The organism is Streptomyces sp. PA03-3a (genome assembly GCF_033792735.1).
Taxonomy (GTDB): domain Bacteria; phylum Actinomycetota; class Actinomycetes; order Streptomycetales; family Streptomycetaceae; genus Actinacidiphila.
In genome coordinates this window covers 22,087-42,490 of record NZ_JARAVM010000042.1, presented here as the reverse complement: position 1 = coordinate 42,490, position 20,404 = coordinate 22,087, and the positions used below count along the sequence as shown (strand labels likewise).

The 20,404-nt window shown below is 73.3% G+C and carries 18 protein-coding genes and 1 pseudogene; 8 read left to right on the top strand and 11 right to left on the bottom strand.

The features are described 5' to 3' along the window. The 7 genes and pseudogenes from PV342_RS35140 to ssd form a co-directional block, all read right to left on the bottom strand. Positions 1 to 282, bottom strand: a pseudogene (locus PV342_RS35140) (Rv3654c family TadE-like protein); the annotation flags it as partial. Continuing rightward, complete coding sequence (locus PV342_RS35135) at positions 279 to 626, bottom strand: TadE family type IV pilus minor pilin (protein ID WP_500320238.1); 348 nt, start codon at positions 624 to 626, stop codon at positions 279 to 281. The pseudogene PV342_RS35140 and the gene PV342_RS35135, both read right to left, overlap by 4 nt. Next, positions 613 to 801, bottom strand: coding sequence for a DUF4244 domain-containing protein (locus PV342_RS35130; protein WP_234018684.1), 189 nt, complete (start codon positions 799 to 801; stop codon positions 613 to 615). The genes PV342_RS35135 and PV342_RS35130 overlap by 14 nt, the downstream gene beginning before the upstream one ends. Positions 802 to 821: 20 nt before the next feature. After that, entirely contained in the window at positions 822 to 1,598 is a 777-nt protein-coding gene (locus tag PV342_RS35125; protein ID WP_386989734.1) for a type II secretion system F family protein, read from the bottom strand. Further along, positions 1,595 to 2,503, bottom strand: coding sequence for a type II secretion system F family protein (locus tag PV342_RS35120; protein ID WP_400799347.1), 909 nt, complete (start codon positions 2,501 to 2,503; stop codon positions 1,595 to 1,597). Before PV342_RS35120 ends, PV342_RS35125 begins: the two co-directional genes overlap by 4 nt. Next, the gene (locus PV342_RS35115) at positions 2,500 to 3,654 is read right to left on the bottom strand and encodes a TadA family conjugal transfer-associated ATPase (RefSeq protein ID WP_400799350.1); all 1,155 of its coding nucleotides are present in this window, start codon (positions 3,652 to 3,654) and stop codon (positions 2,500 to 2,502) included. Before PV342_RS35115 ends, PV342_RS35120 begins: the two co-directional genes overlap by 4 nt. Next, on the bottom strand, positions 3,651 to 4,700 hold the full coding sequence (gene ssd, locus PV342_RS35110; RefSeq protein ID WP_361007222.1) for a septum site-determining protein Ssd: 1,050 nt from the start codon (positions 4,698 to 4,700) through the stop codon (positions 3,651 to 3,653). Before ssd ends, PV342_RS35115 begins: the two co-directional genes overlap by 4 nt. A gap of 602 nt (positions 4,701 to 5,302) precedes the next feature. Between ssd and PV342_RS35105 the strand changes: the two genes are divergently transcribed. Further along, complete coding sequence (locus PV342_RS35105; RefSeq protein WP_400799353.1) at positions 5,303 to 6,133, top strand: HAD family hydrolase; 831 nt, start codon at positions 5,303 to 5,305, stop codon at positions 6,131 to 6,133. Between the two features lie 409 nt (positions 6,134 to 6,542). Here PV342_RS35105 and PV342_RS35100 read toward each other — a convergent pair whose 3' ends face one another. Further along, positions 6,543 to 7,373, bottom strand: a complete 831-nt coding sequence (locus PV342_RS35100) for a Fic family protein (protein WP_400799356.1) — start codon at positions 7,371 to 7,373, stop codon at positions 6,543 to 6,545. A gap of 267 nt (positions 7,374 to 7,640) precedes the next feature. Between PV342_RS35100 and PV342_RS35095 the strand changes: the two genes are divergently transcribed. From PV342_RS35095 to PV342_RS35070, 6 genes are all read left to right on the top strand, one after another. Further along, positions 7,641 to 8,621, top strand: coding sequence for an ATP-binding protein (locus tag PV342_RS35095; protein WP_396345742.1), 981 nt, complete (start codon positions 7,641 to 7,643; stop codon positions 8,619 to 8,621). A gap of 196 nt (positions 8,622 to 8,817) precedes the next feature. Beyond that, entirely contained in the window at positions 8,818 to 11,112 is a 2,295-nt protein-coding gene (locus PV342_RS35090; RefSeq protein WP_500320234.1) for a SulP family inorganic anion transporter, read from the top strand. Between the two features lie 192 nt (positions 11,113 to 11,304). Continuing rightward, on the top strand, positions 11,305 to 13,266 hold the full coding sequence (gene acs, locus PV342_RS35085) for an acetate--CoA ligase (protein WP_500320233.1): 1,962 nt from the start codon (positions 11,305 to 11,307) through the stop codon (positions 13,264 to 13,266). Between the two features lie 210 nt (positions 13,267 to 13,476). Beyond that, positions 13,477 to 14,916 (top strand): Na+/H+ antiporter NhaA, encoded by a 1,440-nt coding sequence (gene nhaA / locus PV342_RS35080; RefSeq protein ID WP_400799363.1) that lies wholly within the window; start codon positions 13,477 to 13,479, stop codon positions 14,914 to 14,916. Positions 14,917 to 14,968: 52 nt separating this feature from the next. Continuing rightward, a complete protein-coding gene (locus tag PV342_RS35075; protein ID WP_018562172.1) occupies positions 14,969 to 15,451 on the top strand; it encodes a phage holin family protein in 483 nt (160 codons plus the stop codon). A gap of 12 nt (positions 15,452 to 15,463) precedes the next feature. Then, positions 15,464 to 16,387, top strand: a complete 924-nt coding sequence (locus tag PV342_RS35070; RefSeq protein ID WP_018562171.1) for an alpha/beta fold hydrolase — start codon at positions 15,464 to 15,466, stop codon at positions 16,385 to 16,387. Between the two features lie 319 nt (positions 16,388 to 16,706). Here PV342_RS35070 and PV342_RS35065 read toward each other — a convergent pair whose 3' ends face one another. The 3 genes from PV342_RS35065 to nth are packed head-to-tail and all read right to left on the bottom strand — an operon-like array spanning position 16,707 to position 19,430. Beyond that, positions 16,707 to 17,909, bottom strand: a complete 1,203-nt coding sequence (locus tag PV342_RS35065; protein ID WP_400799366.1) for a MarP family serine protease — start codon at positions 17,907 to 17,909, stop codon at positions 16,707 to 16,709. Between the two features lie 22 nt (positions 17,910 to 17,931). Beyond that, a complete protein-coding gene (locus PV342_RS35060; RefSeq protein WP_329186565.1) occupies positions 17,932 to 18,612 on the bottom strand; it encodes an NUDIX hydrolase in 681 nt (226 codons plus the stop codon). Then, complete coding sequence (nth, locus tag PV342_RS35055) at positions 18,609 to 19,430, bottom strand: endonuclease III (RefSeq protein WP_400799370.1); 822 nt, start codon at positions 19,428 to 19,430, stop codon at positions 18,609 to 18,611. Before nth ends, PV342_RS35060 begins: the two co-directional genes overlap by 4 nt. 255 nt (positions 19,431 to 19,685) lie before the next feature. Between nth and PV342_RS35050 the strand changes: the two genes are divergently transcribed. Beyond that, a complete protein-coding gene (locus tag PV342_RS35050) occupies positions 19,686 to 20,360 on the top strand; it encodes a Crp/Fnr family transcriptional regulator (protein ID WP_018562167.1) in 675 nt (224 codons plus the stop codon). Positions 20,361 to 20,404 lie beyond the last annotated feature (44 nt).

Genomic DNA, 20,404 nt, shown 5'->3' with positions numbered 1-20,404 from the left:
CGCGGCCGTGACGTCGGCGATCTCACCGCTGACCACGCAGCGCACCAGCCGGGCGTGCTGGGCGGCGGCCACGCGTCCGGCCACGGCACAGGCCTCGGCACGGCCCCGCAGGGCGTGGTCGGCGGCGGCGAGCGCCGCGAGGTCCGCGGCGGCCCCCGCACGGTGCCGTGCCGCGACGGCGGCGCCGAACGTCAGCACGGCGCAGGCGGCCAGTGCCAGCAGCGCTCCCAGGAGGGCCGTCCAGACGGTCGCGGAACCCCGGTCGCGTCCCCGCCGGCTCACGGCCCCTCCCCCGTCGCCTCCACGGCGGCGACCGCCTCGCCGTGGAGCGTGAGGGACAGGGACCGGGCCTCGACCGTGACCCGCACCAGGTCGCCGCCCCGGTGGACCGAGACGGCGGCCCCGGCGGGAGCCGCCGAGCGGGCCGCCCGCAGCACCGCGCCGTCGGACTCCTCGCGGGCCGCCGCGCGGGCTCCGGCCCGCGCGGCGTCGACGCAGCGGATCTGCGCGGCCGCCGCGGCCAGCCCCCACAGCAGCAGTGCCGTGAGGAACACCAGCGACGGGACGACCACCGCGGCCTCAGCCGTGACGTAGCCGGCATCGCGGCGGCGCTCAGAACGCCACATCGAGGGCCCGCTTGATGAGCCCGCTGAGCGCGGAGCTGACCGCGCCCGAGGTGACCACCTTGTAGAGCACGGCCGCGAAACCGCAGGCCGCCAGGGTGCCCACGGCGTACTCGGCCGTGGTCATCCCGCGCTCGCCGGTACGGCACCGGCGGCGCAGCTTCCTCAGACAACGCATGACTCGCATGGGATCCCCCTTCAGATCGTCGTGCCGGCGAGGATCGCCCCCGCCAGCCCCATCACCACCGGCGCGACCCCCACGAGGAGGAACGCCGGCAGGAAGCACAGCCCCAGCGGGGCGGTGATCAGCACTCCGGCGCGGCGTGCGCGCGCCGCCCCGAAACGGGCGTGCTCGGCGCGGCACCCGGCGGCGAGGCGCGCGATCTCCTCGACCGGCGGCACTCCCGTCGTGGTGGCGCGCTCCATGCACCGGGCGAGTTCGCGGCAGCCCAGCCGGTCCAGCCGGCCCCAGCACTGCGCGGGGTCGCCGCCCAGGCGGAGTTCGGCGGCGGCACGGGTGAGCGCCTCCCCGAGGGGCCCTCCGAGGGACGGCCCGACGGCCTCCGCGGCCTCGCGGGGCCCCGCCCCTGCAGCGACGCAGGCGGCCATCAGATCGGCCGCCAGCGGCAGCTGGCGCGCGGCCCGGGCCTGATCCGCGTGTCCCACGGGCCGCGGCCGCCGCTGCCGGCGGCGTATCGCCCACGCGGCGCCCAGCCCCGCCGCCGCGCCGGGAACTCCGCCGATCAGCGCGAACGTACCCAGGCCGACCCCGGCGACCGGCGCCCACTCCCGGGCAAAGACCGCACCGGGCCACCGCCGGTGCTGCCGGGCCAGGGAAATGGTCCCCATCAGCAGCCGGAGCCTGCGGCGCGCGGCGCGCTCCCTCCTCGCGGCGGTCAGGGCGCCCGCGACACACAGGGTGGCGGCCACGGACGCCACAACGATCCCCAGCCTGTGGACGACGTCGCCGCTCATGACCCGCCCTCCGCGGTCCGGACGATGCGCGCGGTCCAGGCCAGCCCCGCCCACTCCAGGAGCCCTCCGGCGGCCAGAGCGCCGAGCCCGGCGGGTGTGCGCAGCAGGGTGCCCAGTGGATCGGCGCCCAGCCCGGTGCCCAGGACCAGCCCGAAGACGGGCAGCAGGGCCAGCAGCGCCACGGTGGAGCGGGGTGCCGCCAGCTGGGCCCTCAGGTCCTCCCGCTGGTCGCGTTCGGCACGCAGGGCGCCCGCGATCCGGTCCAGGCCGTCCGCGAGCCCCGCGCCGCCGTCCACGGCGACCTGCCAGCACGCCGCGACACCGCTGAGCCCCTCGGCGCCCTCCAGCAGGGCGGCCGTCCGCAGCGCCGCCGGTACGTCCCCGCCGAAACGGGCGGCGGCCAGCAGGGGCAGAGCGGCTTCCGACAGGCCGGGGTGCTCCGGCCAGCCCTCGCGGCCCAGCGCACCGGCCAGCGCCGCGGGCGGGGCCAGCCCGGCCCGCAGATCTCCGGCGACCGCCGTGCACAGCGCGCCCACCGCCGCAGCCCGCCGTTCCGCCTCGGCGCGCCGCTCCCGTCCGCGCAGCCACCGCCCGGCGAGCGGTACCGCGGCCGCCCCGAGCAGGACCGGCAGCACCGATCCGGCGACCAGCCCCACGACCGACCCACCCGGCAGGAGCAGCACCTCACGGCCGAGGTGCCAGCCGAACCGCACCCGGAACGGCTCCAGGAGCCCGTTCAGGCGGTTCTCGAGGCCACCGGGCACCCGGAGCCCCCAGGACGCCCCACGGGCCTCAGAGGCCCCTCCGAGCAACGCCCTTGCCCTGCGCAGGACTTCGCCCCGCGCGCACATCGCCCACCCGGCGGCGCCCGCGCACAGGGCGGTGAGGAACACCACGGAGTTCATGGCCGCCCCCTCTCGCAGAGCGCGGTCAACCGGCCCCATCCCGGGCCGCGTTCGCCGCCGCACAGAGCCGGGACGGTGCCGACGATCCCGTCCGGCCCGCGCTCCAGAACGTGGATCTCGGCGACCCGGCGCCTGCCCGAGCGGTCCCGCACCAGATGCGCCACCACCGACAGGGCGGCCGCCAACTGGCTGTGCAACGCGGCCCGGTCCAGGCCCGCCACAGCGCCCAGCGCCTCCAGCCGGGCGGGCACATCACCCGCGGCGTTGGCGTGGACCGTCCCGCAGCCGCCTTCATGGCCGGTGTTGAGGGCGCCCAGCAGATCCAGGACCTCCGGGCCGCGCACCTCGCCGACCACCAGCCGGTCCGGCCGCATGCGCAGCGCCTGCCGTACAAGGTCCCGCAGGGTGACCAGTCCGGCGCCCTCCTGGTTGGCGGGCCGGGTCTCCAGCCGTACGACGTGCGGATGCCGGGGCCGGAGCTCGGCGGAGTCCTCGGCGAGGACGATGCGCTCGCCCGGCGGGACGAGTCCGAGCAGGCAACTGAGCAGCGTGGTCTTGCCCGAGCCGGTGCCGCCGGAGACCAGGTACGACAGGCGGGCGTCCAGCACCGCGCGCAGGAGGGCGGCCGTACCGCCGTCCATGCTGCCGGCGGCCACCAGTTCCTCCAGGGTGAAGGCCCGGGTGCGGACGACCCGCAGGGACAGGCACGGGGCGCCGACCACCACCGGTGGCAGCACCGCGTGCAGCCGGGTGCCGTCCGGCAGCCGGGCGTCCACCCAGGGCCGGGCGTCGTCCAGTCGCCGCCCGGCGGCGGAGGCGAGCCGCTGGGCGAGCCGGCGCACGGCCGCCGCGTCCGCGAACCGCACCTGAGTGCGCTCCAGCCCGGCGCCCCGGTCGGCCCACACCTCGTCCGGCCCGTTCACCAGCACATCGGTGACGTCCGGTTCGGCGAGCAGCCCCTCCAGGGGTCCGGCACCGACCATCTCCGACCGCAGGGCGGCCACCACGTCGAGCACCTCGGTGTCGCCCAGCAGCCGGCCCTGTGCCCGCAGCGCGGCGGCCACACCGGCCGGGGTGGGCTCGTCACCGGAGGCGGCCAGTCGCAGCCTCACCGCGTCGAGCAGGGCGGGCGTCATCACGTCGGCGCTCATGCGGCCACGCTCCCGCCGCCGGGCAGTGCCGCCGTCAGGAAGGCCGAACAGAACCCGGACAGCGGGCCCCGGCCGCTGCCGCCCGGTGCCTCCCCGCCGTCCAGGGCGGCGGGCAGGCCGGGCTCCGGCGGCAGCTCGCCGGCGAGCGGGAGCCCGACCAGCTCGGCGAGCGTCTCGTCGGTGAGCCCCGAGCCGAAGGGGCCGCGGGCGACGACCCGCAGGTCCCGCAGCACCATGGCCATCCGGGAGGCGACCCGGCCGGCGGCCGCGACCGCGCGCAGCTCCGCCGGGACGACCAGCAGGCCGACGTCGATCTGGGCGAGCGCCTCGGCCACGGCCTCGTCCATCCGGCGCGGCAGGTCGACGACGACCACGCCGCCGCGCCGCCGGGCGGCGCCCATCACCGACCGCATGGCCTGCGGGGGGATGACGACGGTGTCCCCGCGGTCCCAGCTGAGCACGCTCAGGGCGTGCGTGCGGGGCAGCGACTCCTCCAGCGCCCCGCTGTTGACCCGGCCCCGGGACTCGGCGAGGTCCGGCCAGCGCAGGCCGCCCACCCGTTCGGCCCCGAGCAGAACGTCCAGCCCGCCGCCGAGCGGATCGGCGTCGACGAGCAGCGTGCGGCGCCCGGAGCGGGCCGCCGTGACCGCCATGGCGCAGGCCAGAGTGCTGGCCCCAGCGCCACCGCGGCCGCCGACGACCCCGATCGTCAGGGCCGGGTCGCCGGCGCCCTCCGCCACGTCGGCGATCCGGTCGACCAGCCAGGTCTCGGCGTCGGGCAGGAAGGCGACGTGCTCGGCTCCGACGTCCACGGCACGTCGCCACACGTCCGGATCGTCCAGGTCCCGGCCGACGAGAAGCACGCCCCGGCGGCGGCGCGCCGTACCCGGCACGCGCCGGGTGTCCGCGGCGCCGACCAGCACCAGCGGCGCGCCCTCCCAGCTGCCCGGCGCCGGCGGGACCCCGAAGGCGACCTCCGGTTCCGCGCCCGCCGCGGCGCACAGTCGCAGCAGGTCGTCCAGGAGGGCGCCGTCCTCGGTGACGATGAGCGGGCCGCAGCCGGGGTCGTCCTTTCCGCGCGGCCGTGCCGACGCCCGCCCGGACGCCCGCCCGTCACACGTTCCTTTTGTTTCACCGTTGAATGATTCGGCCACCACGACATCCCCCTCGCTCGTTCCGGCGGGTCCCGCCGGTATCCGGCCCGCGCACCGGACACATCTCCGGCGCGGCATTTGCCGCCAGAGTCTCGCGAGTCGCCGAAAGTTGATGATCTTGGTGGTAATCCGTGGATAACCTGGCCGTTGTGGATATCTCCACCACCCGCGCGAGTGGCTTCCGGCGGGCAGCACAACGAATGTGATCCGTCACTCACCGTAGCGACGCGGGGAAAAGGATCGGCCCCCCGCGGAAACCGCGGGGGGCCGATCACACGCCGGGCGCGTTCCGACACATGGCCTGAATATGCCCCCGGACATGCGACGACCCCCGCCGGGGGGGAGAGCGGGGGTCGTCCCCACGGTCCGACTCGGGGGGGGAGGAGCCAGACCGGGTTAGCACGGTCGCGAACGATCCGTGACTTCCATGGTGTACCCGAAGGCCTTCTCAGGCAAACCCACGCGCAGGAGCTTACGCCGAATGGTGGGTCCCTATGCTCGTCCTCGTGGAAAACCACCTGCCGCCGCGCACCGCCGCGTTCTTCGATCTCGACAAGACGGTGATCGCCAAGTCGAGCACCTTGGCGTTCAGCAGGCCGTTCTACCAAGGCGGCCTCATCAACCGCCGCGCCGTGCTGCGAACCGCGTACGCCCAGTTCGTCTATCTGCTCGGCGGCGCGGACCACGACCAGATGGAGGGGATGCGAAAGTACCTCTCCGACATGTGCCGCGGCTGGAACGTGCAGCAGGTGCGGGAGATCGTGGCCGAAACCCTCCACGACCTCATCGACCCCATCATCTACGACGAGGCCGCCTCCCTCATCGAGGAGCACCACCTGGCCGGCCGCGACGTCGTCATCGTCAGCGCCTCGGGCGCCGAGGTCGTCGAGCCCATCGGCGAGATGCTCGGCGCGGACCACGTCATCGCCACCCGGATGGCGGTGGAGGACGGCTGCTACACCGGCCGGATCGAGCACTACGTCTACGGACCGGCCAAGGCACGCGCCATCACCGAACTCGCCGCGATCGAGGGCTACGACCTCAAGCGCTCCTTCGCCTACAGCGACTCCGTGACCGACGTCCCGATGCTCGAGTCGGTCGGCCACCCGTACGCGGTCAATCCCGACCGCGGGCTGCGCCGGGAGGCGGCGTCACGCGAATGGCCGATGCTCACCTTCAGCCGCCCCGTCAGGCTGCACCAGCGGGTGCCCGCGCTGACGATGCCCTCGGGGCCGGTGCTGGCGCTGGCCGCGGTCGGCGCGGCCGCCGCCACGGCGGGACTCGTCTGGTACGCGGCCAGGCGGCGCAGGCCCGCACTGCCCTGATAGGGGCAGAATCGCCCCCTTCGAACAGATCGTGCTGATCAGACCCCGTATGCAAAGAACTGCGGCGAGGGGTTCCGGTTCTCCCGAAGGCGCGGTACAAAGGTTTTACGGCCCGCGAGACCACGGACTTCCGCGAGGAACCCCGTCGAATCAGGCCCCACGGACCGAGCATGACAGCTGGGCACCCACGCGACGCAGACCCGCTGACCGGGCCGGCCGCACCAGGTGACGGGCAAAGCTCCCGACCTGATGGGCAGATATCGTGCACGCTTGGTAACCCGACCGTCGTGCCAGCGGCGGCACCCGCGCGGTGCCGCCGCAGCCCTGAGCGGGGATGGCTGAACGAGGCAGGGCCCACGACCGCGGCCATCGTGACCGCGGCTCCCCGCCACGCCGCCCGGGACGGCGCCTACGCGGCGCCGCGCTGCAGGGCCTCGCAGACCGCCACGCTCTCCCTTACGCCCAGGCCCACGGCCTGCCCGCAGTGCGAGATCCAGGACGCCATGCCCTCGGGCGTGCCGGAGGCGTAGCCCCGGAGCGCCTTCAGATGGTCCGCGCGGCCGAGTTCGGCGTGCCCGACCTCCGCCGGGCAGATGGACTTGGGATCCAGACCGCTCCCGACGAGGACGACGCGCTGCGCGGCCCGCGCCACGAGGCCGTTGTACGAGCCGAACGGCCGCAGGCACAGCAACTCGCCGTGCACGACCGCGGCAACGACCAGCGCCGGCGCCTCGCTGCCCGCCAGCAGCAGGTCGGCGAGCCCGTCGAGGCGCGCGACGACCTCCGCGGCTTCGGGCAGCGGGAATTCGGCGACGTCCAGGAGCGGCTCCTCGACCTTCTCGCCCGCCTGCCGGGGGCGGCCGACCGTCTCGTCCGGCGAGGTGCCGCCGGCCGCGACAAGGTGCAGCCGGGCCAGCGCCTGCAGCGGCGACTGCCGCCAGACGGAGAGCAACTGCCCGGCCTCGGCGGTGAGCCGCAGCGCGGCGCCCACCGCGCGCGACTCGTCGTCGGAGGAGAAGTCGCTGCGCCTGCGCACCTCTTCCAGCGCCCAGTCGGCGCCGGAGAGCGCCGCGGAACCGCGGGCGCCGCGCAGCGCCGCCTCCGAGGACACCTCGTTGGAGCGTCGGCGCATCACCCGGTGCCCGTAGACCTGGTCCACGGCCTTCCGTACGGAGTCCACCGACTCGGCGACACCGGGGAGAGAACCGAGAACGGCGAGCGGATCAGCTGTCGTACCCATACGCACGACCCTACGCACCCCCGGCGCCGCCCCGGTGGGCGAGTGGGCATCGTCACGCGGACCGCGGGCGCCCGTGCCGCGCCGGGCGGAACGCGGAAAGGCGCCCGGGGGCGGCCCGGAAGATGCGCGAAAGAGGCACGGAGGGAGCACGGAAGGAGCACCGAAGCAGCACGGAAGCGACCGGTAAGGACGCCGGATGCCCACCGACGGGTGAACTCCCGCGGCGCGGGCCCCGGCAGGAGGACCCTGTCACTACGCTTAACGAACATGAAGATCGCTTTCGTCGGAAAGGGTGGCAGCGGCAAGACCACGCTGTCCTCCCTCTTCATCCGCCACCTGGCAGCCGCCCACGTCCCCGTCGTCGCCGTCGACGCCGACATCAACCAGCACCTCGGCCCTGCGCTCGGCCTCGACGAGGAGGCCGCCGCCGCCCTTCCGGCGATGGGCGCCCACCTCCCGGAGATCAAGGAGTACCTGCGCGGCGCCAACCCGCGGATCGCGTCCGCGGAGACGATGATCAAGACCACCCCGCCCGGTGAGGGCTCCCGCCTGCTGCGGGTAACCGAGGACAACCCGGTCTACGCCGCCTGCGCCCGGCCCCTCGCACTCGACGGCGGCGAGGCGCGGCTGATGGTCACCGGCCCCTTCAGCGAGTCGGACCTGGGGGTGGCCTGCTACCACTCGAAGGTCGGGGCGGTGGAGCTGTTCCTCAACCATCTGGTCGACGGCCGCGAGGAGTACGTCGTCGTCGACATGACGGCCGGCAGCGACTCCTTCGCCTCCGGCATGTTCACCCGCTTCGACATGACCTTCCTGGTCGCCGAGCCGACCCGCAAGGGAGTCGCGGTGTACCGCCAGTACAAGGAGTACGCCCGGGACTTCGGGGTCGCCCTGCACGTCGTCGGCAACAAGGTGCAGGGCCCGGACGACGTGGACTTCCTGCGCTCGCACGTGGGCGACGACCTGCTGGTCACCGTCGGGCACTCGGACTGGGTCCGCGCCATGGAGAAGGGCCGCCCGCCGCGCTTCGGGGAACTGGAGGAGCCCAACCGCGCCGCGCTGCGCGCCATGCGCGACGCCGCGGACTCCTCGTACGAGCGGCGGGACTGGGGGCGCTACACCCGCCAGATGGTCCACTTCCACCTCAAGAACGCGGAGAGCTGGGGCAACGCACGGACCGGCGCGGACCTCGCCTCGCAGGTCGATCCCGGCTTCGTCCTGGGCGAACGGTTCACCCTCACCGGGTAATCGTTCGCCCGTTCGGGCGAATCCTCATCCATGGGCCCTTTATCTGCATTACTCTCCATTTACTGACTCTTGAGAGTAATCAAACAATCACAGTCCGTGACTTTCAAGGCCGAGAGCACCCGCCGCAACAGCCGTGACCACGACCGCGTACGCGCACCAGCCGAACGCAGCCGCGCCGCCCGGAGGAGACGGGAACATGCACGCCACGCCAGAACCTCAGACGCAACAGTCGCAGACGCCACCGCAGGATCTGCCACCACCGCCCCGCCCCGACGAAGGGTCCGCCGCCGTCTGGCGGCACGACCTGTCGGCCTCGATCACCGTCTTCCTGATCGCCGTCCCACTCTCGCTGGGCATCGCCCTGGCCACCGGCGCCCCGCTGCAGTCGGGGCTGATCGCCGCCGCCGTCGGCGGCATCGTCGTGGGGCTGATGGGCGGTGCGCCGCTCCAGGTCAGCGGCGCCGCCACCAGCCTGGTGGTGGTCACCGGCGAGCTCGTCCACCGCTACGGCTGGCGCACCACGTGCGCCATCACCGTGCTGGCCGGTCTCGCCCAACTCGCCCTGGGCACCCTGAGGGTGGCCAGGGCGGCGCTCGCCGTCAGCCCGGCGATCGTGCACGGCATGCTCGCGGGCATCGGGGCCGCCATCGCGCTCGCCCAGCTCCATGTCGTGCTCGGCGCGAACCCCGACAGCTCGGCGCTCACCAATCTGGCCGCCCTGCCGCAGCAGTTGTCGTCCCCGCACCCGGGCGCGCTGCTGATCGCGGCCGTGACGGTGACCGTGCTGGTCGGCTGGCCACGCCTTCCGGGGCGGGCCGGCAGGGCCCTGCGCGCGGTCCCGGCGCCGCTCGCCGCCATCGCGGCGGCGACCGCCGTCGGCGTTCCCATCGTGGTGCCGCGGGTCGACCTGCCCGCCTGGCACGCGGTGGCACTCCCCGGGCTGCCGCACGGGCCGGTGCTCGGCATCGCCGCCGCCGTCCTGACCGTCACCCTCGTCGCGAGCATGGAGTCGCTGCTGTCCGCGGTGGCGATCGACAAGCTGCGCTCCGGGCGCGGCGCGCCCGGGGACGCCGTGCCCGCCCGCCTGAACCGCGAGCTGCTCGGGCAGGGCACGTCCAACGTGCTCTCGGGCCTGCTCGGCGGGCTGCCGGTGGCCGGCGGCGCGATCCGCGGCTCGGCGAACGTGGCGGCGGGCGCGCGGACGCACCGGGCCACCACGCTGCACGGGGTGTGGGTGCTGCTGTGCGCCGGGCTGCTGGCGGGGCTGCTGGAGCACATCCCGCTCGCCGCCCTCGCCGCCCTGGTCATGGTGGTCGGGATGAAGATGGTGAGCTTCGCGCACATCAAGCACGTGCAGCGGCACCGGGAGTTCCCGGTCTACGCGGCGACGCTCGGCGCGGTGCTGCTGCTCGGCGTGCTGGAGGGGGTGATGACCGGCATCGCGGTGGCCGTCTTCCTGTCGCTGCGCAGGCTCACCCACACCCGGATCACGGTGACGGAGCAGGACGGCGTCCACCAGGTGCACGTACGCGGGCAGTTGACCTTCCTCGCGGTGCCCCGGCTGACCCGCGCGCTGGCGGAGGTGCCGGACGAGGCCAGCGCCGTGATCACCCTGGACGGCTCCTTCATGGACCACGCGGCGTACGAGTCGCTGCAGCACTGGTGCAACGGCCACCGGGCGCGCGGCGGGTGGGCGACGCTCACGGGACGGTCGGGCACACCGATCACGGTCCCGTCCAGCACGCACGCCTGCCGCCCCTGGACGCCGTGGCGCAACCACCACTGCACCAAGCCGGGCAGCGAGGCGGGGGCGGCCGGGCAACTGGTGGGCGGGCTCAGCGCCTTCCAGCGCAATACGGCGCCCCTGGTCAGGGACGAGCTGGCGCGGCTCGCCCGCGAGGGGCAGCGGCCCACCCAGCTCTTCCTCACCTGCGCCGACTCCCGCCTGGTCACCAGCATGATCACCTCCAGCGGGCCGGGTGACCTGTTCACGGTGCGGAACGTGGGCAATCTGATGCCGCCGCCCGGTGCCGACGCCTCCTGCGATTCGGTGGGCGCCGCCATCGAGTACGCGGTGGAGGTACTGAAGGTCGGCAGCATCACGGTGTGCGGGCACTCCGGGTGCGGTGCCATGCAGGCGCTGCTGAGCGGGGCGGGTCACGAGCCGGGGGCGCAGACCCCGCTGGCCCGCTGGCTGCGCCACGGCCGACCGAGCCTCGCCCGGCTGGAGCGGATCGGCCGGCCCGGACCCGGCGATGTCGCCCTCGCCGACCGCCCGGTGGCCGACGACCTCGAGCGGCTCTGCCTCGTCAACGTGGTGCAGCAGCTGGACCACCTGATGGCCCACGCCTGCGTCGCCCGCAGGGTGGCCGAGGGGTCGCTGCAGCTGCACGGCATGTACTTCCACGTCGCCGAGGCCCAGGCCTACGTCCTCGACGCCCAGAGCGGCACATTCGCCGCGGTGCGGCCGGAAGTCCTCGACACGGTCTGACCCGGGCCGCCCGCACCGGGTGGCCCACCCGTCCCGGCCCGCCGCGCACCCGCCGGCGGGCCGGAGCCGTGTGCGGGCGCTTCGCCGTGACAGGTCTAAACCAATTTTCGTCGCGAACCCTTGTCATTCCGCCCCTCGTGCTGGTGAGCTATGGCATGGGACACAAGAGGACACCCTGCGAAGGAGCACGGCGTGAGCAACGAGAGCCTGGCCAACCTTTTGAAGGAGGAGCGCCGGTTCGCTCCGCCCGCCGAGCTGGCGGCCGGTGCCAATGTGACCGCGGAGGCCTACCAGCAGGCCGGTGACGACCGACTGGGCTTCTGGGCGGCACAGGCCCGCCGGCTGACCTGGGCGAAGGAGCCGACCGAGACCCTGGACTGGTCCAACCCGCCGTTCGCGAAGTGGTTCGCCGACGGCGCCCTGAACGTCGCCTACAACTGCGTCGACCGCCACGTCGAAGCCGGCAACGGCGACCGCGTGGCGATCCACTTCGAGGGCGAGCCCGGTGACGGCCGGGCCATCACCTACGCCGAGCTCAAGGACGAGGTGAGCCGTGCCGCGAACGCCCTGACCGCGCTGGGCGTGACGGCCGGCGACCGGGTCGCGATCTACATGCCCATGATCCCCGAGACCGCCGTGGCGATGCTGGCCTGCGCCCGCGTCGGCGCCGCGCACTCGGTGGTCTTCGGCGGCTTCTCCGCCGACGCGCTGGCCGCCCGTATCGACGACGCCGACGCCAAGCTCGTCATCACCTCCGACGGCGGCTACCGCCGCGGCAAGCCCTCCGCCCTGAAGCCCGCCGTGGACGACGCGGTCGCCCGCTCCGCCGGCGTGGAGAAGGTACTGGTCGTCCGGCGCACCGGCCAGGAGGTCGCGTGGACCGAGGGCCGCGACGTGTGGTGGCACGAACTCGTCGACGGCCAGTCCGTCGAGCACACCCCGGAGGCCTTCGAGGCCGAGCACCCGCTCTTCATCCTCTACACCTCCGGCACCACCGGTAAGCCCAAGGGCATCCTGCACACCTCGGGCGGCTACCTGACGCAGGCCGCCTACACCCACAACGCCGTCTTCGACCTGAAGCCGGAGACCGACGTCTACTGGTGCACCGCCGACGTCGGCTGGGTCACGGGCCACTCGTACATCGTCTACGGCCCGCTCGCCAACGGCGCCACCCAGGTGATGTACGAGGGCACCCCGGACACCCCGCACCAGGGCCGCTTCTGGGAGATCGTCCAGAAGTACGGGGTGACGATCCTCTACACCGCCCCCACGGCGATCCGCACCTTCATGAAGTGGGGCGACGACATCCCCGCCAAGTTCGACCTGTCCTCGCTGCGCGTCCTGGGCAGCGTCGGCGAGCCGATCAACCCCGAGGCGTGGATCTGGTACCGCGAGCACATCGGCGGCGGCCGCTGCCCGATCGTGGACACCTGGTGGCAGACCGAGACCGGCGCCATGATGATCTCCCCGCTGCCCGGCGTGACCGAGACCAAGCCCGGCTCCGCGCAGCGTCCGCTGCCCGGCATCAGCGCCACCGTCGTGGACGACGACGCCAACGAGGTGCCCAACGGCTCCGGCGGCTACCTCGTCCTCACCGAGCCGTGGCCGTCGATGCTCCGCACCATCTGGGGCGACGACCAGCGCTACCTGGACACCTACTGGTCCCGCTTCGAGGGGCGCTACTTCGCCGGCGACGGCGCCAAGAAGGACGAGGACGGCGACATCTGGCTGCTGGGCCGGGTGGACGACGTCATGCTCGTCTCGGGCCACAACATCTCCACCACCGAGGTCGAGTCGGCCCTCGTCTCGCACCCGAAGGTCGCCGAGGCGGCCGTGGTCGGCGCCGCCGACGCCACCACCGGACAGGCCATCGTCGCCTTCGTCATCCTGCGCGGCACCGCCGCGTCCGAGGACGGCGAGGAACTGATCGCCGCGTTGCGCGACCACGTCGCCAAGACGCTCGGCCCGATCGCCAAGCCGAAGCGGATCCTCACGGTGGCGGAGCTGCCGAAGACCCGCTCCGGCAAGATCATGCGGCGTCTGCTGCGCGACGTCGCGGAGAACCGGGAGCTGGGGGACGTCACCACCCTGACGGACTCCTCGGTCATGGACCTCATCCAGTCGAAGCTGCCGAGCGCCGGCGGCGAGGACTGACCCGTCCCCGTCACCGCACCGAAGAGGCCCCTCCGGGGGCCTCTTCGCCTTTCCCGGCAGTGTCGGGGCGCTCCTGCGACGCCCGGCGATTGTCCGTAATGTGAGGAACGCCGGAGGCTCCGGCGCCGACCCGGTAGGCTGCTGAACGCGTAAGGAACGCGACAGTGATTCGGGGCGTGCCGGGAAGTCTGGTCGGCAAGGTGACCAGCCATGCCGAGCCCGACCGGAGGTCCACCCCCCGTGACCGCGACCGACCGCCGCCGTTCCGTCTTCCTGGGCCGGATGTCCCTCCCCGAGCGGAACTACGTCGCCGACGCGCTGCGGACGGAGACCGTGGGCGGCGTGATCCTGCTGGTGGCCGCCGTCGTCGCGCTGATCTGGGCGAACAGCCCGCTCAGCGCCTCGTACCGGTCCACCGTCGCCTTCACCTTCGGTCCCGGTTCGCTCCATCTGGACCTGTCGGTGGGCCACTGGGCCGCCGACGGGCTGCTGACGGTCTTCTTCTTCGTGGCCGGCATCGAGCTCAAGCGGGAACTGGTCGCGGGCGAACTGCGCCGCCCCTCGGCGGCGGCGCTGCCCGTCATCGCCGCCGTGTGCGGCATGGCGGTGCCCGCGCTCGTGTACGCGGTGGTCAACGCCGCCGGCGGCGGTTCCCTGCAGGGCTGGGCGGTGCCGACGGCGACCGACATCGCGTTCGCCCTGGCGGTGCTGGCCGTGCTCGGCACGTCGCTGCCGTCCGCGCTGCGCGCGTTCCTGCTGACCCTGGCGATCGTGGACGACCTCTTCGCGATCCTGATCATCGCGGTCTTCTTCACCTCGGGCATCGACCTCGTGGCGCTGGCCCTGGCCCTCGCCGGGCTCGTGCTGTTCCGGCTGCTGCTCCGCAGGGAGGTGCACGGGTGGTACGTGTACGTACCGCTCGCGCTGGTCAACTGGGCGCTGATGCACGCCAGCGGGGTGCACGCCACGATCGCGGGCGTCGCCATGGGCCTGATGCTGCGCTGCCACCGGCGCGAGGGCGAGGAGCGGTCCCCCGGAGAGCGGATCGAGCACCTCGTACGGCCGCTGTCGGCCGGACTGGCCGTACCGCTCTTCGCCCTGTTCTCCGCGGGGGTGCCGATCGCCGGCGGCGCGCTCGCCGAGGTGTTCGGCCGTCCCGAGACGCTGGGCGTGGTGCTGGGGCTGGTCGTTGGCAAGGCGGTCGGGGTGTTCGGCGGCACCTGGCTGGCGGCGCGCTTCACCCGCGCGGAGCTCAACCCCGACCTGGCCTGGGCCGACGTCCTTGCCGTCGCCACGCTCGCGGGGATCGGCTTCACGGTCTCCCTGCTCATCGGCGAGTTGGCCTTCGAGGGCGACCAGGTGCTGACCGATGAGGTCAAGGCGGCCGTCCTGATCGGCTCGTTGACCTCCGCGGTGCTCGCCGCGGTGCTGCTCAAGCTCCGCAACGACAAGTACCGCCGCTTGTGCGAGGACGAGGAGCGCGACGAGGACCGGGACGGCGTCCCCGACGTCTACACGTGGGCGGACCCCGAGTTCCACCTGCGCATGGCGGCGATCCACGAGGCCAAGGCGGCCGAGCACCGCAGGCTGGCGGAAGTGGCGCGCTCCGGGGACACCGGCGAGGATGAGTCGGGCATGATCGGGGGGTAACCCGTTTGCCCCGGATGACGACTGACGCACCATGACGACGACGGAGGACCCGATGAGCCGTGCGGACGAGCCCGTGAACGCGGGGGTGACCGTGAGCCCCGACGGAAGCCGCAGCCTCGGTCAGCTCTTCGCCTCGGCGACGGCGGACCTGTCCGAGCTGGTCCACGAGGAGATCGCCCTCGCCAAGGCGGAGCTGAGGCAGGACGTCAAGCGCGCCGGCATGGGCGGTGGCGCGGTGGGCGCGGCCGGCATCCTGGCGCTCTTCTCGCTGCCGGTGCTGAGCTTCGCGGCGGCGTACGGCATCCACAACCTGGGGCTCGGCCTCGCCTGGTCGTTCCTCATCGTCGGCGGGGCCTACCTGGTGCTGGCCGGTCTGCTCGGCCTGATGGCCCGCTCGAAGTTCAAGAAGATCAAGAAGCCGGAGCGCAGCATCGCCTCGGCGAAGGAGACCGCGGCGGTGCTGCAGGGGGTCAAGCCGCACCCGCGGAGCGCCCCCTCCGGCGGGACGGAGACCACGGTGGCCGTCAAGGTGTGACACGCTCGGGGCATGACGTTCGCTGACGGTTCTCCGGTGGTACACATCGACGGGCCCTGGACCCACCGGGACGTCGCCGCGAACGGCGCCCGCTTCCACATCGCCGAGCTCGGTGACGGCCCCCTGGTGCTGCTGCTCCACGGCTTCCCGCAATTCTGGTGGACCTGGCGGCACCAGCTGACCGCGCTGGCCGACGCGGGCTTCCGCGCCGTCGCGATGGACCTGCGCGGGGTGGGCGGCAGCGACCGCACACCCCGCGGCTACGACCCCGCCAATCTGGCCCTCGACGTCACCGGTGTGATCCGCTCGCTCGGCGAGCCGGACGCCGCGCTGGTCGGACACGACCTCGGCGGTTACCTGGCATGGACGGCGGCGGCGATGCGGCCCAAGCTCGTCCGGCGGCTCGCGGTGTGCTCGATGCCGCACCCGCGGCGCTGGCGCGCGGCGATGCTGACGGATCTGCGGCACAGCGCGGCCGGCGGCCACGTGTGGGGCTTCCAGCGCCCGTTCGTCCCGGAGCGGCAGCTGGTCGCGGACGACGCGGCACTGGTGGGGCGGCTGCTGCGGGACTGGTCGGGGCCCCGGCTGCCGGATGACGAGACGGTGGACGCCTACCGCAGGGCGATGCTCATCCCGTCGACGGCGCACTGCTCGATCGAGCCCTACCGCTGGATGGTGCGGTCGCTGGCCCGGGTGGACGGCTTCCAGTTCAACCGGCGCATGAAGCGTCCGGTGCGGGTGCCCACCCTGCACCTGCACGGTTCGCTCGACCCGGCGATGCGGTCCCGGCACGCCGCGGGCAGCGGGGAGTACGTGGAGGCGCCGTACCGCTGGCGGCTCTTCGACGGGCTGGGGCACTTCCCCCACGAGGAGGATCCGGCCGCGTTCTCGACCGAGCTCGTCAACTGGCTCAAGGACCCGGAGCCGGATCGTTAATCCCGTATGACGATCGGCCAAATGCCGGGCGCATAGGCCAACTGATGGACCGCCAGGCGGTTACCGACCATGGACCCCGGGCAGACAGCTCGGTATGGGCTGGACGCACGACTACCGTGACGTGTCACGCGACCGCCGCGCCAACGGAGCGCGGATCACCACCGGGACGCGGGCCCCGGACCATCGGTCCGGAGGCTCCCGACTCGGCATTCCTCACATCCTCAGGCGCCGCGCCCGCTGGGTGGGCGCCCGGCTGAGGCATACCCGCAGCGACTGACCGCGCGCGGTCGCTCACCGTCCGACCGGCTCCCGGAACGGCCTACAGGGCGCAGCTCTGGGTGTCGACCTGCCGGTTCGCCGTACGCCCGGCCTGGACGTCCTGCTGGACCTCGTCCGCCGTCAGGGCGTAGCCGGTGTCCGCGTCGTCGAGGGACTTGGCGAACACCACGCCGTACACCTTCCCGTCGGGGGTGAGCAGCGGTCCGCCGGAGTTGCCCTGGCGGACCAGCGTGTACAGCGAGTAGACGTCGCGCTCGACGGTGCCCCGGTGGTAGATGTCCGGGCCCGAGGCGGGGATGCGGCCGCGCACCCGCGCGGCACGCACGTCGAAGCCGCCGTTCTCCGGGAAGCCGGCGACGATGGCGTCGTCCCGTGACCGGGCGTCGGTGGTGCTGAAGGACAACGCGGGCGCCTCCAGGGACGGTACGTCGATGACCGCGATGTCGCGCTGCCAGTCGTAGAGCACGACCTTGCCGTCGTACACCCGGCCCTCGCCGCCGATCTGCACGGTCGGGTTGTCGACGCCGCCGACGACGTGGGCGTTGGTCATCACCCGGTGCGGCGCGAAGACGAAGCCGGTGCCCTCCAGCACCTTGCCGCAGCTCGGCGCCGTGCCGACGACCTTGACGATGCTGCGTCGCGCGCGGCCGACGACCGCGCTGTCGGCGAGCGCCGGGTCGGGGGCGGGGACGGCGGTGATGGGCTCGTTGCCGAACGGCGAGAAGACCTGGGGCAGTCCGTTCTGCGCGAGCACCGAACTGAAGTCGGCGAACCAGTTGTCGGCCTCGCGCGGCACGATCTGCGCCACCCCCAGCAGCACGCGGGAGGAGCGGACCTCGCGGCCGAGGCTGGGCAGCGTGGTCGTGGTGGCGAGCGCGGAGCCGATGAGCCAGGCGACCAGCAGCATCGCCAGGACGTTCACCAGGGCGCCGCCGACCGCGTCGATCGCCCGCGCGGGTGACCAGCTGATGTGTGTGCGGACCTTGTTGCCGAGGTGCGTGGTGAAGGCCTGGCCCACCGACGCGCACACGATGATCAGGACCACCGCGGCGACGACCGCCACCGTGCCGGGCTGGGAGCTGTCGGTGACCGCGTTCCAGATCGCGGGCAGTACGTAGACCGCGACCAGACCACCGCCGAGGAACCCGACCACCGACATCACGCCGACGACGAATCCCTGGCGGTAGCCCACGATCGCGAACCACACGGCGGCCAACAGCAGCACGATGTCCAGCACATTCACCGGGACACCGTCTCATGGAGGATCAACCCAGCGGGACCGTCTTCGCACGATCCCAGGGTCGTTCCCAGCCCGCGTGGTGCAGGATCCGGTCGATGAGCCCCGCGGTGAAGCCCCACACCAGGGCGCCCTGCACCTGGAACGCGGGCCCCTGGAGGCCGCTGGGATGGGTCACCGTGGCGCGGTTGGCGGGGTCGGTGAGATCCGCCACGGGGACGGTGAACACCCGTGCGGTCTCGGCCGGATCGACCGCTCCCACCGGGGATGGCGTACGCCACCAGCCGAGGACCGGCGTCACGACGAAGTCGCTCACCGGGATGTAGAGCCGCGGGAGCACCCCGAAGACCTGCACCCCCGAGGGGTCGAGGCCGGTCTCCTCCCAGGCCTCGCGCAGCGCGGCCCGCAGCGGGCCCTCGCCCTCCGGGTCGCCGTCCTCGGGGTCGAGGGCACCGCCCGGGAAGGAGGGCTGGCCCGCGTGGGAGCGCAGCGAGGCCGCCCGTTCCATCAGGAGCAGTTCGGGCCCCTCGGCGCCGGCGCCGAGGAGGATGAGGACGGCGGAGGGCCGGCCGCCGCTCGGCGGCGGCAGGAAGCGGCTGAGCTGCTCGGGCCGCACGGCGTCGACCGCGCGGACCACCGGGTCCAGCCAGGACGGCAGCCCCTCGCGGTCGAGCGTGACGTCCTCGATGTCGGGTCGTGCCTGCGTCACTCCGCCTCCAGCGGCGGCGCCGCCCCGCCCGGGAACCCCGGCGGCGGCTTGAGCCGCTGCCCGGGGCCGCCGGCCATCTCGTACTTGAGCAGCTTCTTCGCCTTCTCCGGATCCGTCTCGCCCTCGCCGTACGACGGGCACAGCGGTGCGATCGGGCAGACGCCGCAGGCGGGACGGCGGGCGTGGCACATCCGGCGGCCGTGGAAGATCAGCCGGTGCGAGACCATCGTCCACTCGCTCTTCGGGAAGATCGCCATGACGTCCTGCTCGATCTTCTCCGGCTCCTTCGCCGTGGTCCAGCCGAAGCGGTGGACCAGCCGCTGGAAGTGGGTGTCCACGGTGAGGCCGGGGACGCCGAAGGCGTTGCCGAGCACCACGTTGGCCGTCTTGCGTCCCACGCCCGGCAGGGTTACCAGATCCTCCAGCCGGCCGGGCACCTCGCCGCCGAAGGTGTCCCGGAGCGCCGCCGACAGGCCGAGCAGCGCCCGCGCCTTGGCGCGGAAGAAGCCGGTGGGGCGGAGGATCTGCTCCAGCTCCTCCGGGTCGGCGGCCGCCAAATCCTCGGGCGTCGGGTACTTGGCGAACAGCGCGGGGGTGGTCTGGTTGACCCTCAGGTCGGTCGTCTGGGCCGAGAGAACCGTGGCGACGAGCAGTTCGAAGGGGTTCTCGAAGTCCAGCTCCGGGTGGGCGTACGGGTACAGCTCGGCGAGCTCGCGGTTGATCCGGCGGGCCCTGCGCACCATCGCGAGCCGCGACTCGGGCTTGCGGGACGCCCGCGCGCGGGCCGTGGAGGTCGTGCTTGGAGCCTGTTCGCTCACAGCGGAATCCGCGGCGGCGGTCACCCTCCTGGCCCCGCTACCCTGCCGTTTCTTCTGCGCACTTGGCGTATCGGACACCCGGCCAGCCTAAGCCTCGCCACCGACAATCGCCCTGGAGAGCCGTGATCCGGCCCCCAAACGGACCCCCGGAACACAATCACACGAGCACATAAGACAGACTTGTGATTGATCGCACTGTTTTTGCTGTCGGGCATGATGGGGACCGACCCAGCGATGTCGACAAGGAGAGAGCTCGTGGACGACGTTCTGCGGCGCGCACCGCTATTCGCGGGGCTCGACGATGAGCAGGCCGCTGAACTGCGCGCCTCCATGACGGAGGCCACGCTCGCGCGTGGCGACTCGCTGTTCCACGAGGGGGAACCCGGGGACCGGCTGTACGTCGTCACCGAGGGCAAGGTGAAGCTGCACCGCACCTCCCCCGACGGGCGCGAGAACATGCTCGCCGTCGTGGGCCCCGGCGAGCTGATCGGCGAGCTGTCGCTCTTCGACCCCGGCCCGCGCACCGCCACCGCCACCGCGCTCACCGAGGTGAAGCTCCTCGGCCTCGGCCACGGCGACCTGCAGCCCTGGCTCAACGTCCGGCCCGAGGTCTCCACCGCCCTGCTGCGCGCCGTCGCCCGGCGCCTGCGGCGCACCAACGACGTCATGTCGGACCTCGTCTTCTCCGACGTCCCGGGCCGCGTCGCCAAGGCGCTGCTGGACCTGTCGCGCCGCTTCGGCGTGCAGTCCGAGGAGGGCATCCACGTCGTCCACGACCTGACGCAGGAGGAACTCGCCCAGCTGGTCGGCGCCTCCCGCGAGACGGTCAACAAGGCCCTCGCCGACTTCGCGGGCCGCGGCTGGCTGCGCCTGGAGGCGCGGGCGGTCATCCTGCTGGACGTCGAGCGGCTGGCCAAGCGCTCGCGCTGACGCCCGCACCCGTACGAAGGGGCGCCCACCCGCAGGTGGGCGCC

Excerpts from the sequence above, each read along its gene's own strand:
- PV342_RS35135 (WP_500320238.1), bottom strand. The coding sequence starts at position 626 with ATGTGGCGTTCTGAGCGCCGCCGCGATGCCGGCTACGTCACGGCTGAG.
- PV342_RS35130 (WP_234018684.1), bottom strand. The coding sequence starts at position 801 with ATGCGTTGTCTGAGGAAGCTGCGCCGCCGGTGCCGTACCGGCGAGCGC.
- PV342_RS35125 (WP_386989734.1), bottom strand. The coding sequence starts at position 1,598 with ATGAGCGGCGACGTCGTCCACAGGCTGGGGATCGTTGTGGCGTCCGTG.
- PV342_RS35120 (WP_400799347.1), bottom strand. The coding sequence starts at position 2,503 with ATGAACTCCGTGGTGTTCCTCACCGCCCTGTGCGCGGGCGCCGCCGGG.
- PV342_RS35115 (WP_400799350.1), bottom strand. The coding sequence starts at position 3,654 with ATGAGCGCCGACGTGATGACGCCCGCCCTGCTCGACGCGGTGAGGCTG.
- PV342_RS35105 (WP_400799353.1), top strand. The coding sequence starts at position 5,303 with ATGCTCGTCCTCGTGGAAAACCACCTGCCGCCGCGCACCGCCGCGTTC.
- PV342_RS35100 (WP_400799356.1), bottom strand. The coding sequence starts at position 7,373 with ATGGGTACGACAGCTGATCCGCTCGCCGTTCTCGGTTCTCTCCCCGGT.
- PV342_RS35095 (WP_396345742.1), top strand. The coding sequence starts at position 7,641 with ATGAAGATCGCTTTCGTCGGAAAGGGTGGCAGCGGCAAGACCACGCTG.
- PV342_RS35090 (WP_500320234.1), top strand. The coding sequence starts at position 8,818 with ATGCACGCCACGCCAGAACCTCAGACGCAACAGTCGCAGACGCCACCG.
- nhaA (WP_400799363.1), top strand. The coding sequence starts at position 13,477 with ATGCCGAGCCCGACCGGAGGTCCACCCCCCGTGACCGCGACCGACCGC.
- PV342_RS35075 (WP_018562172.1), top strand. The coding sequence starts at position 14,969 with ATGAGCCGTGCGGACGAGCCCGTGAACGCGGGGGTGACCGTGAGCCCC.
- PV342_RS35070 (WP_018562171.1), top strand. The coding sequence starts at position 15,464 with ATGACGTTCGCTGACGGTTCTCCGGTGGTACACATCGACGGGCCCTGG.